The 16,420-nt window shown below is 39.4% G+C and carries 14 protein-coding genes; 4 read left to right on the top strand and 10 right to left on the bottom strand.

Annotated elements, in window-relative coordinates; translation table 11 throughout:
- Nucleotides 1-553: 553 nt before the first annotated feature.
- Nucleotides 554-1,411, bottom strand: coding sequence for a tetratricopeptide repeat protein (locus tag I6F40_RS13635; RefSeq protein WP_010554572.1), 858 nt, complete (start codon nucleotides 1,409-1,411; stop codon nucleotides 554-556).
- 111 nt (nucleotides 1,412-1,522) lie between these two features.
- On the opposite strand from I6F40_RS13635, the gene I6F40_RS13630 reads away from it, so the two are divergent.
- Nucleotides 1,523-2,833: a M20 metallopeptidase family protein gene (locus I6F40_RS13630; protein WP_197193060.1), complete on the top strand. Its 1,311-nt coding sequence runs from the start codon at nucleotides 1,523-1,525 to the stop codon at nucleotides 2,831-2,833.
- Nucleotides 2,834-2,926: 93 nt separating this feature from the next.
- On the opposite strand, the gene I6F40_RS13625 is transcribed toward I6F40_RS13630, so the two are convergent.
- The 4 genes from I6F40_RS13625 to pomA form a co-directional block, all read right to left on the bottom strand.
- Nucleotides 2,927-4,867 carry a DNA topoisomerase III gene (locus I6F40_RS13625; RefSeq protein WP_197193059.1) on the bottom strand — a complete coding sequence of 647 codons (1,941 nt, stop codon included), beginning with the start codon at nucleotides 4,865-4,867 and terminating at the stop codon, nucleotides 2,927-2,929.
- Nucleotides 4,868-4,937: 70 nt separating this feature from the next.
- Nucleotides 4,938-5,423 (bottom strand): hypothetical protein, encoded by a 486-nt coding sequence (locus I6F40_RS13620; RefSeq protein ID WP_166378096.1) that lies wholly within the window; start codon nucleotides 5,421-5,423, stop codon nucleotides 4,938-4,940.
- A 283-nt stretch (nucleotides 5,424-5,706) separates the two neighbouring features.
- The gene (locus tag I6F40_RS13615) at nucleotides 5,707-6,627 is read right to left on the bottom strand and encodes a flagellar motor protein MotB (protein ID WP_166378098.1); all 921 of its coding nucleotides are present in this window, start codon (nucleotides 6,625-6,627) and stop codon (nucleotides 5,707-5,709) included.
- 2 nt (nucleotides 6,628-6,629) lie between these two features.
- Nucleotides 6,630-7,397 carry a flagellar motor protein PomA gene (gene pomA, locus I6F40_RS13610; protein WP_166378100.1) on the bottom strand — a complete coding sequence of 256 codons (768 nt, stop codon included), beginning with the start codon at nucleotides 7,395-7,397 and terminating at the stop codon, nucleotides 6,630-6,632.
- Nucleotides 7,398-7,718: 321 nt separating this feature from the next.
- Here pomA and I6F40_RS13605 point away from each other — a divergent pair, with 321 nt between their 5' ends.
- The 3 genes from I6F40_RS13605 (at nucleotide 7,719) to dxs (ending at nucleotide 10,819) form a co-directional block, all read left to right on the top strand.
- Nucleotides 7,719-7,961 carry an exodeoxyribonuclease VII small subunit gene (locus I6F40_RS13605; protein WP_166378102.1) on the top strand — a complete coding sequence of 81 codons (243 nt, stop codon included), beginning with the start codon at nucleotides 7,719-7,721 and terminating at the stop codon, nucleotides 7,959-7,961.
- A 2-nt stretch (nucleotides 7,962-7,963) separates the two neighbouring features.
- The gene (ispA, locus tag I6F40_RS13600; RefSeq protein WP_166378104.1) at nucleotides 7,964-8,851 is read left to right on the top strand and encodes a (2E,6E)-farnesyl diphosphate synthase; all 888 of its coding nucleotides are present in this window, start codon (nucleotides 7,964-7,966) and stop codon (nucleotides 8,849-8,851) included.
- A 105-nt stretch (nucleotides 8,852-8,956) separates the two neighbouring features.
- Entirely contained in the window at nucleotides 8,957-10,819 is a 1,863-nt protein-coding gene (dxs, locus tag I6F40_RS13595) for a 1-deoxy-D-xylulose-5-phosphate synthase (protein ID WP_197193058.1), read from the top strand.
- A 73-nt stretch (nucleotides 10,820-10,892) separates the two neighbouring features.
- On the opposite strand, the gene I6F40_RS13590 is transcribed toward dxs, so the two are convergent.
- Genes I6F40_RS13590 through ribH form a run of 5 tightly spaced genes read right to left on the bottom strand, consistent with a single transcriptional unit; the run spans nucleotide 10,893 to nucleotide 16,411 of the window.
- Nucleotides 10,893-13,979, bottom strand: a complete 3,087-nt coding sequence (locus tag I6F40_RS13590; protein WP_166378108.1) for a ligand-binding sensor domain-containing diguanylate cyclase — start codon at nucleotides 13,977-13,979, stop codon at nucleotides 10,893-10,895.
- A gap of 38 nt (nucleotides 13,980-14,017) precedes the next feature.
- Nucleotides 14,018-14,503: a phosphatidylglycerophosphatase A family protein gene (locus I6F40_RS13585; RefSeq protein ID WP_197193057.1), complete on the bottom strand. Its 486-nt coding sequence runs from the start codon at nucleotides 14,501-14,503 to the stop codon at nucleotides 14,018-14,020.
- Nucleotides 14,500-15,474: a thiamine-phosphate kinase gene (thiL, locus tag I6F40_RS13580; protein ID WP_007587128.1), complete on the bottom strand. Its 975-nt coding sequence runs from the start codon at nucleotides 15,472-15,474 to the stop codon at nucleotides 14,500-14,502. The genes I6F40_RS13585 and thiL overlap by 4 nt, the downstream gene beginning before the upstream one ends.
- A 46-nt stretch (nucleotides 15,475-15,520) precedes the next feature.
- Nucleotides 15,521-15,931: a transcription antitermination factor NusB gene (nusB, locus tag I6F40_RS13575; RefSeq protein WP_007587129.1), complete on the bottom strand. Its 411-nt coding sequence runs from the start codon at nucleotides 15,929-15,931 to the stop codon at nucleotides 15,521-15,523.
- A gap of 15 nt (nucleotides 15,932-15,946) precedes the next feature.
- Nucleotides 15,947-16,411 carry a 6,7-dimethyl-8-ribityllumazine synthase gene (gene ribH / locus I6F40_RS13570; RefSeq protein ID WP_007587130.1) on the bottom strand — a complete coding sequence of 155 codons (465 nt, stop codon included), beginning with the start codon at nucleotides 16,409-16,411 and terminating at the stop codon, nucleotides 15,947-15,949.
- Nucleotides 16,412-16,420: the final 9 nt, after the last annotated feature.

The raw sequence follows: 16,420 nt of genomic DNA, 5'->3' as shown, positions 1-16,420 counted from the left end.
CGTCTCAGTGGGGTCGCATTATAGGGAGCGGCGGATTTTACGCAAGCGTTATTTGCATAAAATAGTAATTAAAATTAAGCCCCAAGCAAGCACACATGATAAGCACAAGTTACCCACAAAAACCTGTTGATAACTCTTGTTTTTACATAGCTAAACCATTCTATAGCTTTTAATTAAAACCTTAAAAATGCAAAAAGCACCTTATTTAGGTGCTTCTCAAAAGTAATAGTTATTAGAATCTAGGGTCTGTTTATCTTTCAAGGTTAAATTTGCAGCAGCCTGTTTGGTATTCAGGCAAGGCAGAGCCTATGTAGTGTGGTTACTCCCCATAAATAGGCGATAACGTAGCATTAATGCCAAACAGGCGCTGCCCAAAGGGTTCTTCCTAGGGGCTATTTACTCTTTGTTACTCGGTTTTTACTTATTCTTACATGGATGTAAGCCAGTAGGGTAACGCAGGAGCAGTTACCGAGCCCACTAGGTTACAAATCTCGCGCCGCGATTAAACACCCCCTAGTTTGAACAAATTTTAATCCGCAAAGAGCAACAGACCCTAGTATAAAATACTATATAACTTGCGACGATACTTTGCTGCGAGTGCGTCGCCATCAGGTAAAGAGGCAATAATGGCTAAAAAGCTTGGTTTCGCTTCATTGAAATTCAGATCTTTTTGCAGCACTGTAAATAGTATATCCAATGCTTCTTCTTTTCTGCCCGCTTCATTAAGTAAAATACTGAGCTCTTCTTTTAATTCTAGGTCATTTGGGTACTTTTCTACTTGTTGTTGCTTTTCTTTAATCTCTGGTGAGTCTTTTGCTTCAAGCGCAGCTTCGCATTTTGCTTTTATATTATTAAAGTAAGCATCTTGCTCTTGTACGTCTATTGTATTTATAAGCGCTTGGGCTTCATCTACCTTGTGAATTTGAATACATATGTCTGCAAGCACTAATTTGATGCGTGCATTACCGCTGTCTATTTCATAAGCTTGCTTTGCATAATTGAAAGCAGCATTTAAATCTGACTTTAATAACGCTTGTTTTGCTTGCTCTAACAGTAAGTCTTGTTGCGCAGGTAAATGCTTTGCTAGGGCTTCGCGTATTTGTGCCTCACTTTGAACACCTGCAAGTAAATCTACTGGTGCAGAGTCTTTTAATAATACAAGCGTAGGCAGAGTTTGAAGACCAACTTGCTGCGCAAGTTGAGAAGCGAGTGCTTGCTCTGCATCGCAATCTAGGTTTGCTACTACTATATAGCTTGCATATTCAGCCGCTATTTTATCTAAAATTGCAGCCTGTCCGATGCAGTCAGGACTTTGAGGAGAGAAAAAGTTAAGCAACACCAATTTTTGCTGTGATGTTTCACCGAGTACTTGTTGAAGGTTTTGCGCATTAATACTAACTATGTTGCTCATTGAATTGATTGCCATATTCATCTATTTAGGTTTTTATATGGTGGTGAACATAATAATTACAAGTCATATATCTAAATCATCCGGTATACATATTCAACAATGAGGGAAAACATGAAATTAACTTATCTAAGTGCAATACTTTTATTAGCAAGCCCATTAGTACAAGCAAATGGACTCGATTTGAATTTAAGCAAAACCATGCCAGCTATAGAAAAGTTTTACCTTGATTTACACCAATCGCCAGAACTTTCTTATCACGAACAAGAAACGGGTAATAAAATAGCGGATAAATTAACTCAGCTGGGTTTTAAAGTAACAAGTAATGTAGGTGGCTTTGGTGTTGTCGGCATTTACAAAAACGGAAACGGTCCAACCGTGATGATCCGTACTGACACCGATGGCTTACCTATTATAGAGCAGACAGGAAAGTCCTATGCCTCAAAAGTTAAAGTAATAGACGAGCATGGTGCGAAAGTAGGTGTAATGCACGGTTGTGGCCACGATATTCACATGAGCTCTTTTATTGGTACTGCTGAGCAATTAATAGTACACAAAGATCAATGGAAAGGCACTTTGATGATGGTTGCACAGCCTGCCGAAGAAGTTGGTGGGGGTGCTAAAGCCATGTTAGGCGAAGGACTATTTAGTAAATATGAAAAACCTGATCATATAATTGCTTTGCATGTAAGTGCTAGCGTCCCCGCTGGTAAGGTATCAATGAAAAATGAATACACTATGGCAAGTGTAGATTCTGTCGATATTACAATAAAAGGTAAAGGTGGTCATGGTGCTTATCCGCATACAACTATAGACCCTGTGATTATAGCTGCACGCACAGTACTTGCTCTGCAAACAATCACAAGCCGAGAACTTTCACCGCTAGAGCCTTCGGTTATTACGGTTGGGTCTATTCATGGTGGCTCAAAACATAATGTGATTTCGGATGAAGTAAAACTACAACTCACTCTCAGAAGCTATAACCCAAATGTTAGAAGTGCTCAAATAGCAGCAATAAAACGAATCACGGCAGGTATTGCACAAAGTGCTGGCCTAAATGAATCAAACTACCCTGTAGTATATGTACATGAAGATGAATCTATTCCATCTACTTATAATAACCCAGCACAAACAGACATTGTTAGACACTCTATTGCCAGCGCAATTGGTGATACTAATGTGCTTGAAACACAAGCTGTAATGGCGGGTGAAGACTTTGGCCTATACGGACGCACCGATGAAAATATCCCGATTACCTTATTTTGGCTAGGTGGTGTAAACCAAGCACAATATGCAGATTCTATAAAAACAGGTGAAGTACTCCCTTCCCTACACTCTAGTAAATTTGCACCAGATTATAAAGTTGCTATCCCTACCGGAATAAAAGCAATGAGTAACGCTGCTGTAGCTTTATTTAATAAGTAACCTGAATTCTGGATAATAAATCTATCTCAAGCAGCTATTTTCAGCGCTAACTGCGTTGAATTTATTTGCAATAGGCCAGCTATGGCTCTGTAGCTAACTAGCAACAGAGCTTTTTTTATAACTCGATTTTTTAAAGGTCGCTTTTCCACCTCGTTTAGCAAAACGTTTTTTAGGTGAGGTTTTTGGTAGCCTTGCAAATGCATTACTATCGCAGTTTGCTGCTAATTGTACAAACCCATTTAAGTCAGCAAGTAAAGGCTGTAAAAATTGCTGATAACTCATTACTTGCTGCGCAATATCACCTAAGCTTGATTCCCACTTTGCGGTTAAATCAGGACTAGCTAAACCTTGCGGTAATACGCTAATTAGAGCAAGTCCCGTTTCGGTCGCTCTAATTGACTTACCTTCACGTTTTAAAAAGCGCCGCTTGAATAGCAACTCGATTATTCCCGCACGTGTTGCCTCCGTACCTAAACCATCAGTGTCTTTTAATACTTTTTTAATTTGTGGATCTTTAACATAACGACTAATACCGGTCATCGCAGCCAATAATGTAGCATCGGTAAAATAAGCAGGGGGTGATGTATGCTTTTCGACTACTTCGCCTTGCTCACAAAAAAGAGACATACCTTTTGTTAAAGGAGGTAACGTAGCTTCATCTTTTAATTCAGACTTACCCATTAATACCTTAAAGCCCAGGCTTACATCTTGTTTTGCATTTGCTTTAAATAATCCGCCAGCGATTGTTATCTCTGCTTTAGTTTCGTTATATATATAGTCGGGATAAAACTGAATTAAGTAATGGCGGCTTATTAATTGATATACCTTCGCTTCGTCACCGCTCAAACTCGCTGACTTTAACTGCTTAGCCGTAGGCACAATGGCATGATGGGCAGCCACTTTTGAATCGTTAAAACATTTACTACGCTTTTTTACATCAGCCCCATTTACCAATTCGGTGCTTTGCCCACCATTAGCACTTATAGCTTTAAAAATAGCAGATGCATCTTGATGGTGATCTTTAGGTAAATAACGATTATCAGAGCGTGGGTAAGTAATTAGTTTATGACGTTCGTAAAGTATTTGGCAAATATCCAACACCTTTTGAGCTGGCATACCAAATGCTTTAGCCGCATCTATTTGCAGTGCAGATAAATTATACGGTAATGGAGCACTTTGTTTTTTTTGTTTTTGGTCAAGTGAAGTAAGCTCAGCACTTTGCTTTGTAATGCGTGAAGCAACATTTTGTGCGAGTGCTTTGTTAAGTATTCGCCCTTCTTCATCTTGATGTGGCTCACATGCTTTACTAGGAATCCACTTAGCTATGAATGGCTGGTCATCTGGAGTAAGTAAATGCGCCAGTACATCGTAAAAAGGCTTAGATACAAAGTGTGCTATTTCGTTATCTCTATTAACAACAAGACCTAAAATAGGGGTTTGTACTCGCCCTACCGAAAGCACATTACCAAACCCTGCTTTTTGCCCAGCTAGTGTGTATGCACGTGTTAAATTCATACCAAATAGCCAATCAGCACGAGAGCGCGCTAAAGCAGATACACTTAACGGAATAAAATCTCGATTAGAACGCATAGTACCCAGTGATTTTTTTACCGCCGATAAATTTAAATCACTAATGAGTAAACGTTGCGTACTCTGCTTTTTAGCCTGACTTATTTTAGCTTCTTCAATTACTTGATCGACTAGTAGCTGGCCTTCACGGTCTGGATCGCCAGCGTGAATAAGTTGCGAGGCTTGTTTAATTAATTTTTTTAAAACAGTGAGCTGTTTGCGTGTTTTGGTTTTGGCTTTTAACTTCCACTGTTCAGGTATGATAGGTAAGTGTTCAAACTGCCACTTTTTAAAGCGCTCATCATAGTCATCAGGTTCTGCTTGTTCTAGCAAATGCCCAATGCACCACGATACACAATCGCCATTAGCGACTTCTATATAACCATCATGTTTTTTATGTGGTTTTGGTAACGCATCAGCAATAGCGCGTCCAAGTGAAGGTTTTTCTGCAATGTAGAGTTTCATAGCCTGCTCATCACTGTTTATATAAACAGTAGTCTAGCACAGCTATTTTAAAGGAGGGAACTTTTTGTAACTATTGGCTAGCTGGGCTTTTTTTGTCTTTTGTTAAAATATAAATAAGCGGAAGATAACAAACAACAACGGTGCCTATATTAATAAATGGCAATAAGGTTTTATAAATGTATGTACTATAAGAAAGATCCCATAAATGGCGATCAACTAATCTGAAAAGTTGTAAAATAGGGGCACTTACAACAACAAGCTGACCGATAACACACTGCCACAAATGCACTTTATCTTTAAGACCCCAATAGGCAATCAGAGCCATCCACGCCAGATCATTAAATGCCCAGACAACATAACGCCAAATATAAGGGTCATCAATAGTTATTAGATCACCGTAAATTAAAGTACCGTACAAAAAAAAAGCAGCGGTAACTAACACAAAGCGAAGTGCCAGATAATCCTTACGTAAGTAGAATACAAAAATAGCTGGGAGTAAAAATAGCACCCAGCTAATTTCGAGTATTTGCATACTACTATTAAACCATGTAGGCATAGAGTTACCTAATCTGGTTTTGTGTCATCATCCTGTCCATTTCCATTGCCAGGCATGTAGCTAAATTTATCTAACTTTTTCATAATTGATATCCTGTAAGTAAAAGTTATTATTGTTTAGAAGAAAAACTTCCACCAATCTTGAGTTTGGCTATCTGTTTTATCATCATCATCACCATTACCCAGCATATAACTAAATTTATCGATATTCTTCATGGCTGACTCCGTTACATTTGTTATTGAAAGCTTACTTTATGATAAATAAACGTATTTGCCAAGTAAAGTTATCTTACATCAATAGGTGCAGACTCTTTTGCCTTACCTTGTAAAATAGAAATCTCGACACGACGATTTCTTCGGCGGTCTTCATCTGTATCATTTGGTACAAGTGGTCTTGTTTCAGCTCGCCCAACAACCATCATCCGAGTTTTGTCAAAGCCAGATACTTTTTGTAACTCGCTTGCTACAGCAACAGCTCGCTTAGAAGAAAGATCCCAGTTGTTTATGTATAACTCATTCGACACCTGAAAATCATCCGTGTGCCCAGACACCGTTATCTCCCCTGGCACATCCTTTAAAAGCACACCAATATCTTTAATTATAGGTTTAAACTTAGGCTGTAGAAATGCACTACCTGAAGGAAACGAACCATTTTCTCTGATACGTATAATTATTTGCTGCCCCAAGGACTCGAGCTCAATTGCGCCATCGATTATTTGAGTTTCTAACTGTTGGGCTATTTTTTTGACTAACTCGTTAGTTTGCTCCTGATCGGCCGAAGACGTTGCTTGTTCAGCTCCTTGACCTTGCGAAGTACTACTGGATTCACCACCTCGTTTGTCACCACGCTGCTCTTGCCTACCACCAGCTGAGCTTTCATCACCAGCTTGAAACTCTAACATTTGCTGAGTCATTTCTACTGTTTGTTGCTGAATAGTTTCAATTGGGGTGGGCTCTGGTTTACCTGGAGTAAATTCCATGGCAATCACAGAAGTTCCTTTAGGGATATCTTTTACTTCAATTTTGTTTTGTACACCAAAAGCAAACTTCATAGAGCCTGCAATTTGTTTAAATTTGAGTACATCCATTTCAGAAAAAGCCAACAAGAGTACAAAAAAGCACATTAATAGTGACATTAAATCGGCAAAAGTTCCCATCCATGCAGGTAGACCTGGTGGCGGACATTTGCACTCTTGATCAGACATAGTTACTCCTCGGTATCTACTTTACGTTTTGATTCAGCTAAGTAATTTTTCAATATACCCTCGATTACTTTCGGGTTTTGGCCATCTTGAATACCTAGAATTGCATCTAAGATTAATCGCTGATTCATAGCTTCCTCATCTTTACGTAGCTCTAATTTAACCTGTATAGGTATAGCTATAACATTAGCCAAGAATGCACCATATAGGGTTGTTAATAACGCTACAGCCATTGCCGGACCAATTGCCTTTGGATCATCCATGTTAGATAACATCGCAACCAAACCAATTAAAGTACCAATCATGCCCATTGCAGGCCCTATGTCAGCTAAAGACTTAAATAAACCCGCCCCCATTTCATGGCGAGTAGTGGTTAGAGAAATATCTTTTTGAAGTGTTGCGCGAACTACATCTGCATCATGGCCATCGACGAGCATGTCGACTCCTTTGCGCATAAAGGGATTTGGTATTTCAGCTTCTTCGAGTGCCAAAAACCCCCCTTTACGAGCTGAATCAGCAAGCTCAACTGCTTTTTCTATAAGCTCTTCTGGCGTTTCAATTTTAAACATAAACGCTTTAGTAACAACTTTACCTATACCCAAGAATTGCGACATAGTGAAGTTAGATAAAACAATAAAAAGTGAACCACCAAATACAATAACTACAGATGGGGTATTATAAAACATAGCGACTTCGCCGCTACTACTCATGAACATGGACATAACAATTAAGCCAACTGCGCCCAAAATCCCTATAATGGTTGCTAAATCCACATTTCCTCCAGAAGTTTCATGCTTAATGGCCTTATCATAAACTTTTATTATTAACTGCTTATCGGCAACATATTGAATTGCTTGAGCCATTTTTATAAACAAACATAAAAAGCAGCCTTAAACACTATCTTAGATGAAGTTCTAAGGGCTACCTAATTATCAATTGATTTATTAAACCAACAGACCGCTATTAAGGCTTTATTAATGCACTTGAAATATAATTTAACGTTATAAAGGTAAAAAACCAATATCATCCTTTGACCTAGTTTAGCATTCCCCCTAAAATTGACCCCTAAATTTATTATGTAAGCTGAAATAAAGATGGCGACTAAAAAACCTGAAAACTTAAGTTTCGAACAAGCACTAGAAGAATTATCTACAATCGTTAGTGACATGGAACAAGGTGACTTATCGCTTGAGCAATCGTTAAAGCAATTTGAGCGTGGAATTGCATTAGCAAGTGCTTCATCAGGGAAATTACAGCAAGCAGAACAAAAAGTATCAATTTTGCTAGGGAATGGCGAAAAGTCAGTACTTACAAATTTTGATAATGATATGGAATAGCTGTGAGCATAAAAAATCATATTGAACGTGCTCAAAAAGATGTAGTAGCGACCTTACAACAGCATTTTAACCAGCCTCTCGATACAGAAGAAACGGTAAAGAACGCCACCCAGTATGGATTATTTAATGGCGGTAAAAGATTACGTCCATTTTTAGTTTATGCCACAGGTAAAATGCTCGGCGTAAACCATCAAGACTTAAACGTACTTGCTGCTGCAATTGAGTGTATTCATAGCTATTCGTTAGTTCATGATGACTTGCCGGCAATGGATGACGACGATTTACGCCGTGGACGCCCTACTTGCCATATAGAGTTTGGCGAGGCAAATGCAATTTTAGCCGGTGATGCTCTTCAAACTCTTGCTTTTGAGCTTATTGCGAATCACAAATTTGAATGCTCATCGCAAACACAAGTAAAAATGATTGCGCAACTTGCCCATGCATCAGGTCTTCAGGGTATGGTTGGCGGACAAGGGCTTGATATAGCAGCAACAGATAAAGTAATTACCGTACAAGAACTGGAGCGAATACATAAACTAAAAACCGGGGCTCTAATTAATTGCGCAATTACACTTGGTGCACTTTGCAGTGAAAAGGCTGATCAACAAACCTTAGAAAATTTAAGTGTTTTTGGGTATGCTATAGGGCTAGCATTTCAAGTACACGACGACATTTTAGATGTTGAAGGCGATACGGTTACTTTAGGAAAGCCACAAGGCTCCGATATTGCCGCGAATAAAGCGACATATCCGGCATTATTAGGTATGCTAGGCGCTAAAGAAAAGGCGCATAATTTAATTCAACAAGCCCATGAAGCGTTAGCAAATATAGATGCTGACACAACACTTCTTGCGTCGCTAGCAAATTACCTAATTGAGCGTGACCACTAATTTTTGCTCATACGTATTGCAATTAGCACTGACATTATTACTCAACATTAATTATTCGTAAAAGCTTTGAATTAATTAATGTTAGCGAAGGATATATATAAAACCATGACACTTGATAGTAGCAAGTATCCATTACTTAATTTGGTTGACGAGCCAGCCCAATTGCGTGACTTAGCGCAAGACAAACTCCCTGCATTTAGCAATGAGCTGCGCGATTATTTACTCAACTCAGTATCGCAAAGTAGCGGTCATCTAGCGTCTGGTTTAGGGACGGTTGAACTAACCGTTGCGCTGCATTATGTTTATAACACTCCAGACGATCGCCTAGTTTGGGATGTGGGTCATCAAGCTTATCCGCATAAAATTCTTACTGGTCGTCGCGACCAAATGCACACTATTCGCCAAAAAGATGGTTTGCACCCTTTTCCTTTTCGCGATGAAAGCCAATACGATACGTTTAGCGTAGGCCATTCAAGCACATCTATTTCAGCTGCTTTAGGTATGTCTATTGCTGCACAAAAAGAAGGTAAAGGTCGAAAGTCTGTAGCCATTATTGGTGACGGAGCTATAACCGCAGGCATGGCATTTGAAGCGATGAATCATTTAGGCGATGTAAAATCAGACATGCTTATTATTTTAAATGATAACGAAATGTCGATATCTGAAAATGTTGGCGCATTAACAAATCACTTTGCTCGAATTTTATCAGGTAGCTTTTATACTAACATTCGTGAAGGTAGTAAAAAGTTACTCTCAGGTGTGCCTCCGGTAAAGCAACTTGCCAGTAAAATGGAAGAGCATATTAAAGGTATGATGATCCCGGGTACCTTCTTTGAAGAATTAGGTCTAAATTACATCGGCCCTATTGATGGCCACGATGTAAACATGCTTGTAGATACATTACGTAATATGCGTAACTTAAAAGGTCCACAGCTTTTACATATAAAAACGCAAAAAGGTAAGGGCTACAAACCGGCTGAAGCCGATCCTATTGGCTACCATGGTGTACCAAAATTCGATCCGAGCACAACTAGCCTACCTAAATCTAAACCTAGTGCTGCTACTTTTTCAAAAGTATTCGGCGATTGGTTGTGTGATATGGCCGAACAAGACAGCAAGTTAATGGCTATAACGCCTGCAATGCGCGAAGGTTCAGGCATGGTACGTTTTTCTAAAGAGCATCCAGATCAATACTTTGATGTAGCTATTGCTGAGCAGCATGCCGTTACTTTAGCCGCTGGCTTTGCCTGTGAAGGTTTAAAACCTGTTGTTGCTATTTACTCAAGCTTTTTACAACGTGCGTATGACCAATTAATACATGATGTTGCACTGCAAAACTTACCTGTATTATTTGCCATTGACCGCGCTGGTATTGTTGGAGCCGATGGTGAAACTCACCAAGGTGCGTACGATTTAAGCTTTATGCGCTGCATTCCAAATATGGTAATTATGGCACCAAGCGATACCAACGAGTGCCGTCAAATGCTGTACACCGGCTATAAAGCAAATTGCCCAGTTGCTGTTCGTTACCCTCGCGGTAGTGCAGGTACTGCAGACATTGAAAGCACTATGCAACTGCTTGAAATAGGTAAGGCAGATACAATTAAGAAAGGCAGTAAAATTGCCATTTTATCGTTCGGTACATTACTTGAAAATGCACAGCTTGCTGCAGATGAATTAGATGCAACGCTTGTTAATATGCGTTTTATTAAACCACTTGATACCGCACTTTTAAATGAGCTTGCAACTAGCCACGATGTAATTGTTACGCTTGAAGATAATGCGATTGCTGGCGGTGCCGGCTCTGCAGTTAACGAATTCTTAGCAACGCAAAAAGCTGATATTAATATCCTTAACTTAGGTATTCCTGATGAGTTTATTAAACACGGCACCCAAGATGAAATGCACGATGAAATGGGATTAGGCGAGCAAGGAATATTAACCGCTATTAAAGCGTTTATTAATTAACTTCCTATACATCTAAAGTTGAGCATATTAAAAAAGGAGCCTAGGCTCCTTTTTTAATATCAAATATTGCTGATCAGCGCATCCACACTTTAATATCAGCTAGGCCATTGCTTTGTAAAATACCTAATTGTTGATCAACGTTAGAATTTTGTTCAAACTCAAATGCATCAAGCTGATCATCAAACGTAATATTTGCAACACCATCACCACCGCGCTTTTTAACTTGGTGTAGTGAAATATCTGCTAGGTTAATAGATGTCTCCCAGCTAATTACCTGCCCACCCAAAAGTGGTAATGGATAAAATGACCAACCAATTGATGCCGTGATATTAGTTGTTTTTCCATTTGGTAATTGGAATGAATTAGCCGCTATTACTTTACAAAGATCTGAAGCATAGCTGTCTATTTTATTGCATTTAAAATCACGTAATAATAGTAAAAACTCATCACCACTCCAACGTGCCACATAGTCAGAACCCTGCGTACGCGAATTTAATAATGCAGCCATTTGCTGTAAGCAGCTATCACCTGCAATTGGGCCATAGGCATCATTGATACGGCTGAAGTTATCAAAGTTAATAATTACCAGCACCAGTGACTTGCCTTGTGCCTGCAGCGATTGTGAATTACGTTGAAAGTGTTCGATATCTTTAGGGAGTTGATCAAACAAAAAGCGACGGCTACGCAGCCCTGTTAGCTCATCTGAGTGACTAACTAATTTAAGCTGTGAATTCACTTGGCCTAATTTATCATTAGCTTGACGAAGCTCTAAGGTACGCTCGGTGATCAAGCCCTCTAATGCTTCTTGTTTTCTACGCTCTTGCGCTCTAAACACCCAAAAAATGAGATAAAAAAGTAAAATAAAGCCACTGGTAATTAAAAGCCTAAAGTAAATAGTTTCATCAAATCGCTCAGGCACTACAAAACCATATTCTACTTCTTGCGCTTTAGTCCAGTCTTCACCTTGGCGCTTAGCTTCTAATTGAAACAAAAACGAGCCTGGAGGCAAGTTAGTATAAATAGCTTCACGTCGCGTATTAGCATAGCGCCAATCACTATCTAAGCCACTTAGTTTATATCTAAATTCAATACTGTTTGGTGCATAGTAATCAATAGCTGTGTAAGTTAGCGTTATATCACGCTCGTCTGTTTCTAATGATGGTTTTTTACCAAGCGCAGCGGTAGTTAAATGACGAAGTGGCGTTGTTATTGTTTCTATTGTTGGCTTTAATGCAAGCACACCAAATAGCTCTACGTTTTTAGGTATTTCAACAACACCTTGTAAGCTTGGGTACCAAATAGAATTACCGGTGTCTGCTACCGCATCATGCCCAAGTCCACTACAACATTGATTCGCTTTACCATCGAGTTGACGGTCAAAAGATGAAATGACTTCTTCAACTTTTAAGCTTTTTATTTCTGTTTTAAATTGCTCTACAGGCATTCTGTAAACACCTTTCATGGTGCTTACCCAAACATGCTTTAACTTTTCATCATATTCTAGGCTAAATATAGACCCATACGGTAAACCATTAGCTGCATCGAGTTGACGCCACTGCCCTTGCGTACTTCTGTAAAAAAGCCCATCGTTAAGAGAGCCGATCAAAATACCCACGCCATCTATATGTAACACGCTAGTTACGTATGCACTTTCAAGTGTTGTTTGGTCACCAATTTTTTCAATGCCGCGGTCTGTAAAGTAATATGCGCCTTTACTAGTACCAATCACACCAAAGTTTGTTTTATCCAATACGTAGGTAATAAACTTACTACCTAAAAAAGCATTATATGCAAAAGGTGTTAAACCAGCATAATTTAATCGATATAAACCGCGTCCGGTACCAATCCAAAAACCGCCTTTACTAGAGCGACTTATTGCAAACACAGGATTATCGCGAAGCGCTCGACCTGGGACGGTATAGAGTGTCTTGTTTTCAAAAACAAATAAGCCACGTCCTGTAGCTATATATAATCGTTCACCATCAAATTGTAGATCGTGTACTGACGCGTATCCATATTTACTACTTGGAACTAAATTAATAAAACTTTTATCTAAATCGAAATAACCAATGCCGCTTTTGTTAGCAACCCACAGTTTCCCATCGGGAGCTTGGCTAATAGCCATAACAGATTCGGTCATATTTGAAACCGCTGAATGCCTTTCTACTCGCCCTTCATGGACAAGCCATAAGCCTTCACTAAAACTTGCTAACCAAACGTTATTTTTATCATCTCTAAAAATATCAGCAAACCATATGCTTTGATCAAGTTGGCTTGGCTCTACCCATTGCCACTCACCGGTTTTATCTCTAAACAATAAACGTCCATAAGTCGAAATCCACAAGCCACCATCGGTATCACTCATAAACTTATAAACGGCTGAGTTATTTGCATTAGGTAAAGGAAAAGGCCTTAGTTCATCGTCTAAATCTAAAAAGTAAGCACCTAACTCAGAGGCTATATACAAATTACCATTTAAAAATGATAAATCGTGCACTATGGTTTGCGCTAAGCGCTCTGGTAACGATATTTTTGCGGTAAGCTCTAAACGTAATTTAGAAAAATCTGATGAGTTTTTTGTAAGGCGCAATAAATGACGGTCATTAACCAGCCAAATACCTTCAGGAGAGAGTGCCATTTGGCTAACAGAGCCAACAATTTGGGTAATTACGGTAGCATTAACAATAGGTAGGGGCCCATTTACTTCAGTGCGTAAATCAACTTGCCCTCTATCTACATAGTATAAACCATTGGCCGCAATCCATATGCTGCCTTTAGAGTCCTCAAGAATATCTATTACTGGACCTTTAATATTAAACTCTTGTGCTGCAAATGTGGCTGGATTAATAACTACCAAGCCACTTTTAGTACCTACCCATAATAAGCCACTAGAATCGACTAAAAGTTTATTAATACCATTACTAGGCAAGAACGGGCTATTTTGCGTGTTGTAGTTTGTAAATGTTGTGCCATCAAAACGGCTTAAGCCAAACTGAGTACCAAGCCACATATAGCCTTGCTGGTCTTGTACTACGCTTTTAAGTGATTGCGAAGGTAGACCATCTTTTATATTCCATTGCTTAACTACGTAATCACTAATTGAAGCCCAACTTGGTGTCGCGCACAACATCAGTACACAAACCAGTAAAAATCGCATCATATTGCTGCCACCTAGTTAAACAAATCAAATATAAAAAATTAAAAGGGTAGTAAACCCGCTTTTATTAGCGCCTGTAAGCATATAAGCGAAAAAACGCCCGCAAGTATATCATCGGCCATAATACCTAAACCACCATGTACTCGTTTGTCTAGCATACGGATTGGGCCAGGTTTTGCTATATCAAAAAAGCGAAATAACAAAAAACCAACGAGTAATGTTTGCCAGCTAAGTGCTGCACCAATCATTGTAATGTAATAACCTGCCACTTCATCCCATACAATAGCAGGATGGTCGTGCACGCCTAAATCATCAGCCGTTTTACCGCAGGCCCATATACCAAATATACTGATCACTACGGCAAACACAATTTGCAACCATAGCGGATAATACATAGTCATAAAAATGAATGGCAGTGCAGCAAAAGTGCCAAATGTACCAGGTGCTTTAGGGGCTAACCCAGTACCAAAACCCAAACCAAAAAATTGATGTGGGCGCTTTAAATTAAACTTTCGGTTTTTGTTCAAACCAGCTCCTTTGCAAAATGCTCAAAACCTTGCTGCTTAAAATCAAACTTTTCACCGTTGTGTAAAAGTTCAATTTGACCATCGCCACTTTTAATTTGGCCTATGCATGTTGCATCTACACCATATTGACGCAGTTTTATATCTAGCATACTTTTATTGCTATCAGGTACAGTAAAAATTAATTCGTAATCATCACCGTAACTGAGAATAAATGGCAGCTGCTGATTAAAATCAAGGCTTGCTTGCATTGCATCTGAAGTCGGAATACTTTCAATATTCACAACTGCATTTACTTGCGACATATCAAGTATATGACTTAAATCAGCGATTAAACCATCCGATACATCAATAGCCGATGATGCAAGACCTCGTAATACCTGCCCTGCAGCAACACGCGGTGTTGGAAAGTCAAAGCGCTTATTTAAGTACTTTAAATGCTCTGGCTCAATACTTATACCTTGTTTGCGAGACTCAATTGCAAGTCCAGCGTCACCTAGCGGACCTGTAACATAAATCCAATCACCCACTTTCGCACCACTACGGCGAAGTGCAGTACCTTCTGGTACAGTCCCTTTTGCACAAATAGTGATAGTTAATGGGCCTTGCGTGGTATCGCCACCTATAATTTGCACATTAAAGTATTCTGCAATTTCATGCATGCCTTCAGTAAACTCTTCAATCCACTGTGGGTCAATACTTGGCAAGGTTAACGCAACTGAAACCCATGTTGGCTCAGCGCCCATTGCCGCTAAGTCACTTAAATTAACAGCAAGCGCTCTGTGACCTAATGCACGAGGGGAAATATCATCAAAAAAGTGTACGCCAGCAACAAGAGTATCTGTTGTAACGGCAAGTTGGCAGTTTTGTGGAACGGTTACTAAAGCGCAATCATCCCCTATACCTAGGTTTACATCACGACGGGTGATCCCGCGACCTTTAAAGTAGCGGTTAATTAATTCAAATTCCTTCATACACAAAAAAGCCGGCCTATGCCGGCTCCCCTCTTTAACGGTTTACTTACTTGCGTAAATGCTTAACAGCTTTATCAAGTACACCGTTTACAAATTTATGGCTGTCTTCAGCGCCAAATATTTTGGCCAGCTCAATACCTTCGTTGATAGCAACTTTATAAGGTACATCTTCACGGAACTTAAGCTCATAGCTGCTTAAACGTAAAATTGCGCGCTCAACCATATCTAAGTCATTAAACGGACGTGTTAAATGTGGTGATACAGCTTCGTCTAGTTGCTTATAATTTACAGCAACACCCGTCGCTAAATCTTTAAAGTATTCAACATCAATTTTAGTAACGTCTGTTTCGATCAACATTTGTTGTTCGATATCGGCAATTAAATTGCCACTTATTTGCCAAGAATAAACGGCTTGGAGTGCTAAGATACGTGCTTTACGTCTTGCTGCTGGTTTCACAAAAATTCCTTAAACTTAAATTTTATCTAACACATTAACCATTTCAAGCGCGCCTAAAGCAGCTTCGCCGCCTTTATTGCCCATTTTGGTGCCAGCACGCTCAATTGCTTGTTCAATGCTTTCTGTGGTTAATACGCCAAATGCAACCGGGATATCATACTCAAGTGATACTTGCGCAAGACCTTTGTTTGATTCGCCAGCAACTAGGTCAAAGTGTGGTGTACCACCTCTGATCACTACGCCTAATGCGATGATTGCATCATACTCTTTTTTTGCCGCAACGCGTTTAGCCGCTAAAGGTAATTCTACCGCGCCTGGTACATAAATAACGGTAATATCGTCATCAGATACACCACCAGTGCGTTTTAGCTCATCAACAGCACCTGCAAGGAGGCTGCTACCGATAAAGTCATTAAAACGAGAAATGACAATGGCAAACTTTTTGCCAGGAGCGTACTTACTACCTTCAATAATTTTCATTTGATAACC

Origin of the sequence: Pseudoalteromonas sp. SWXJ133 (genome assembly GCF_015864365.1) — a bacterium.
GTDB lineage: Bacteria > Pseudomonadota > Gammaproteobacteria > Enterobacterales > Alteromonadaceae > Pseudoalteromonas > Pseudoalteromonas arctica.
This window is presented reverse-complemented; position numbering and strand designations above follow the sequence as displayed.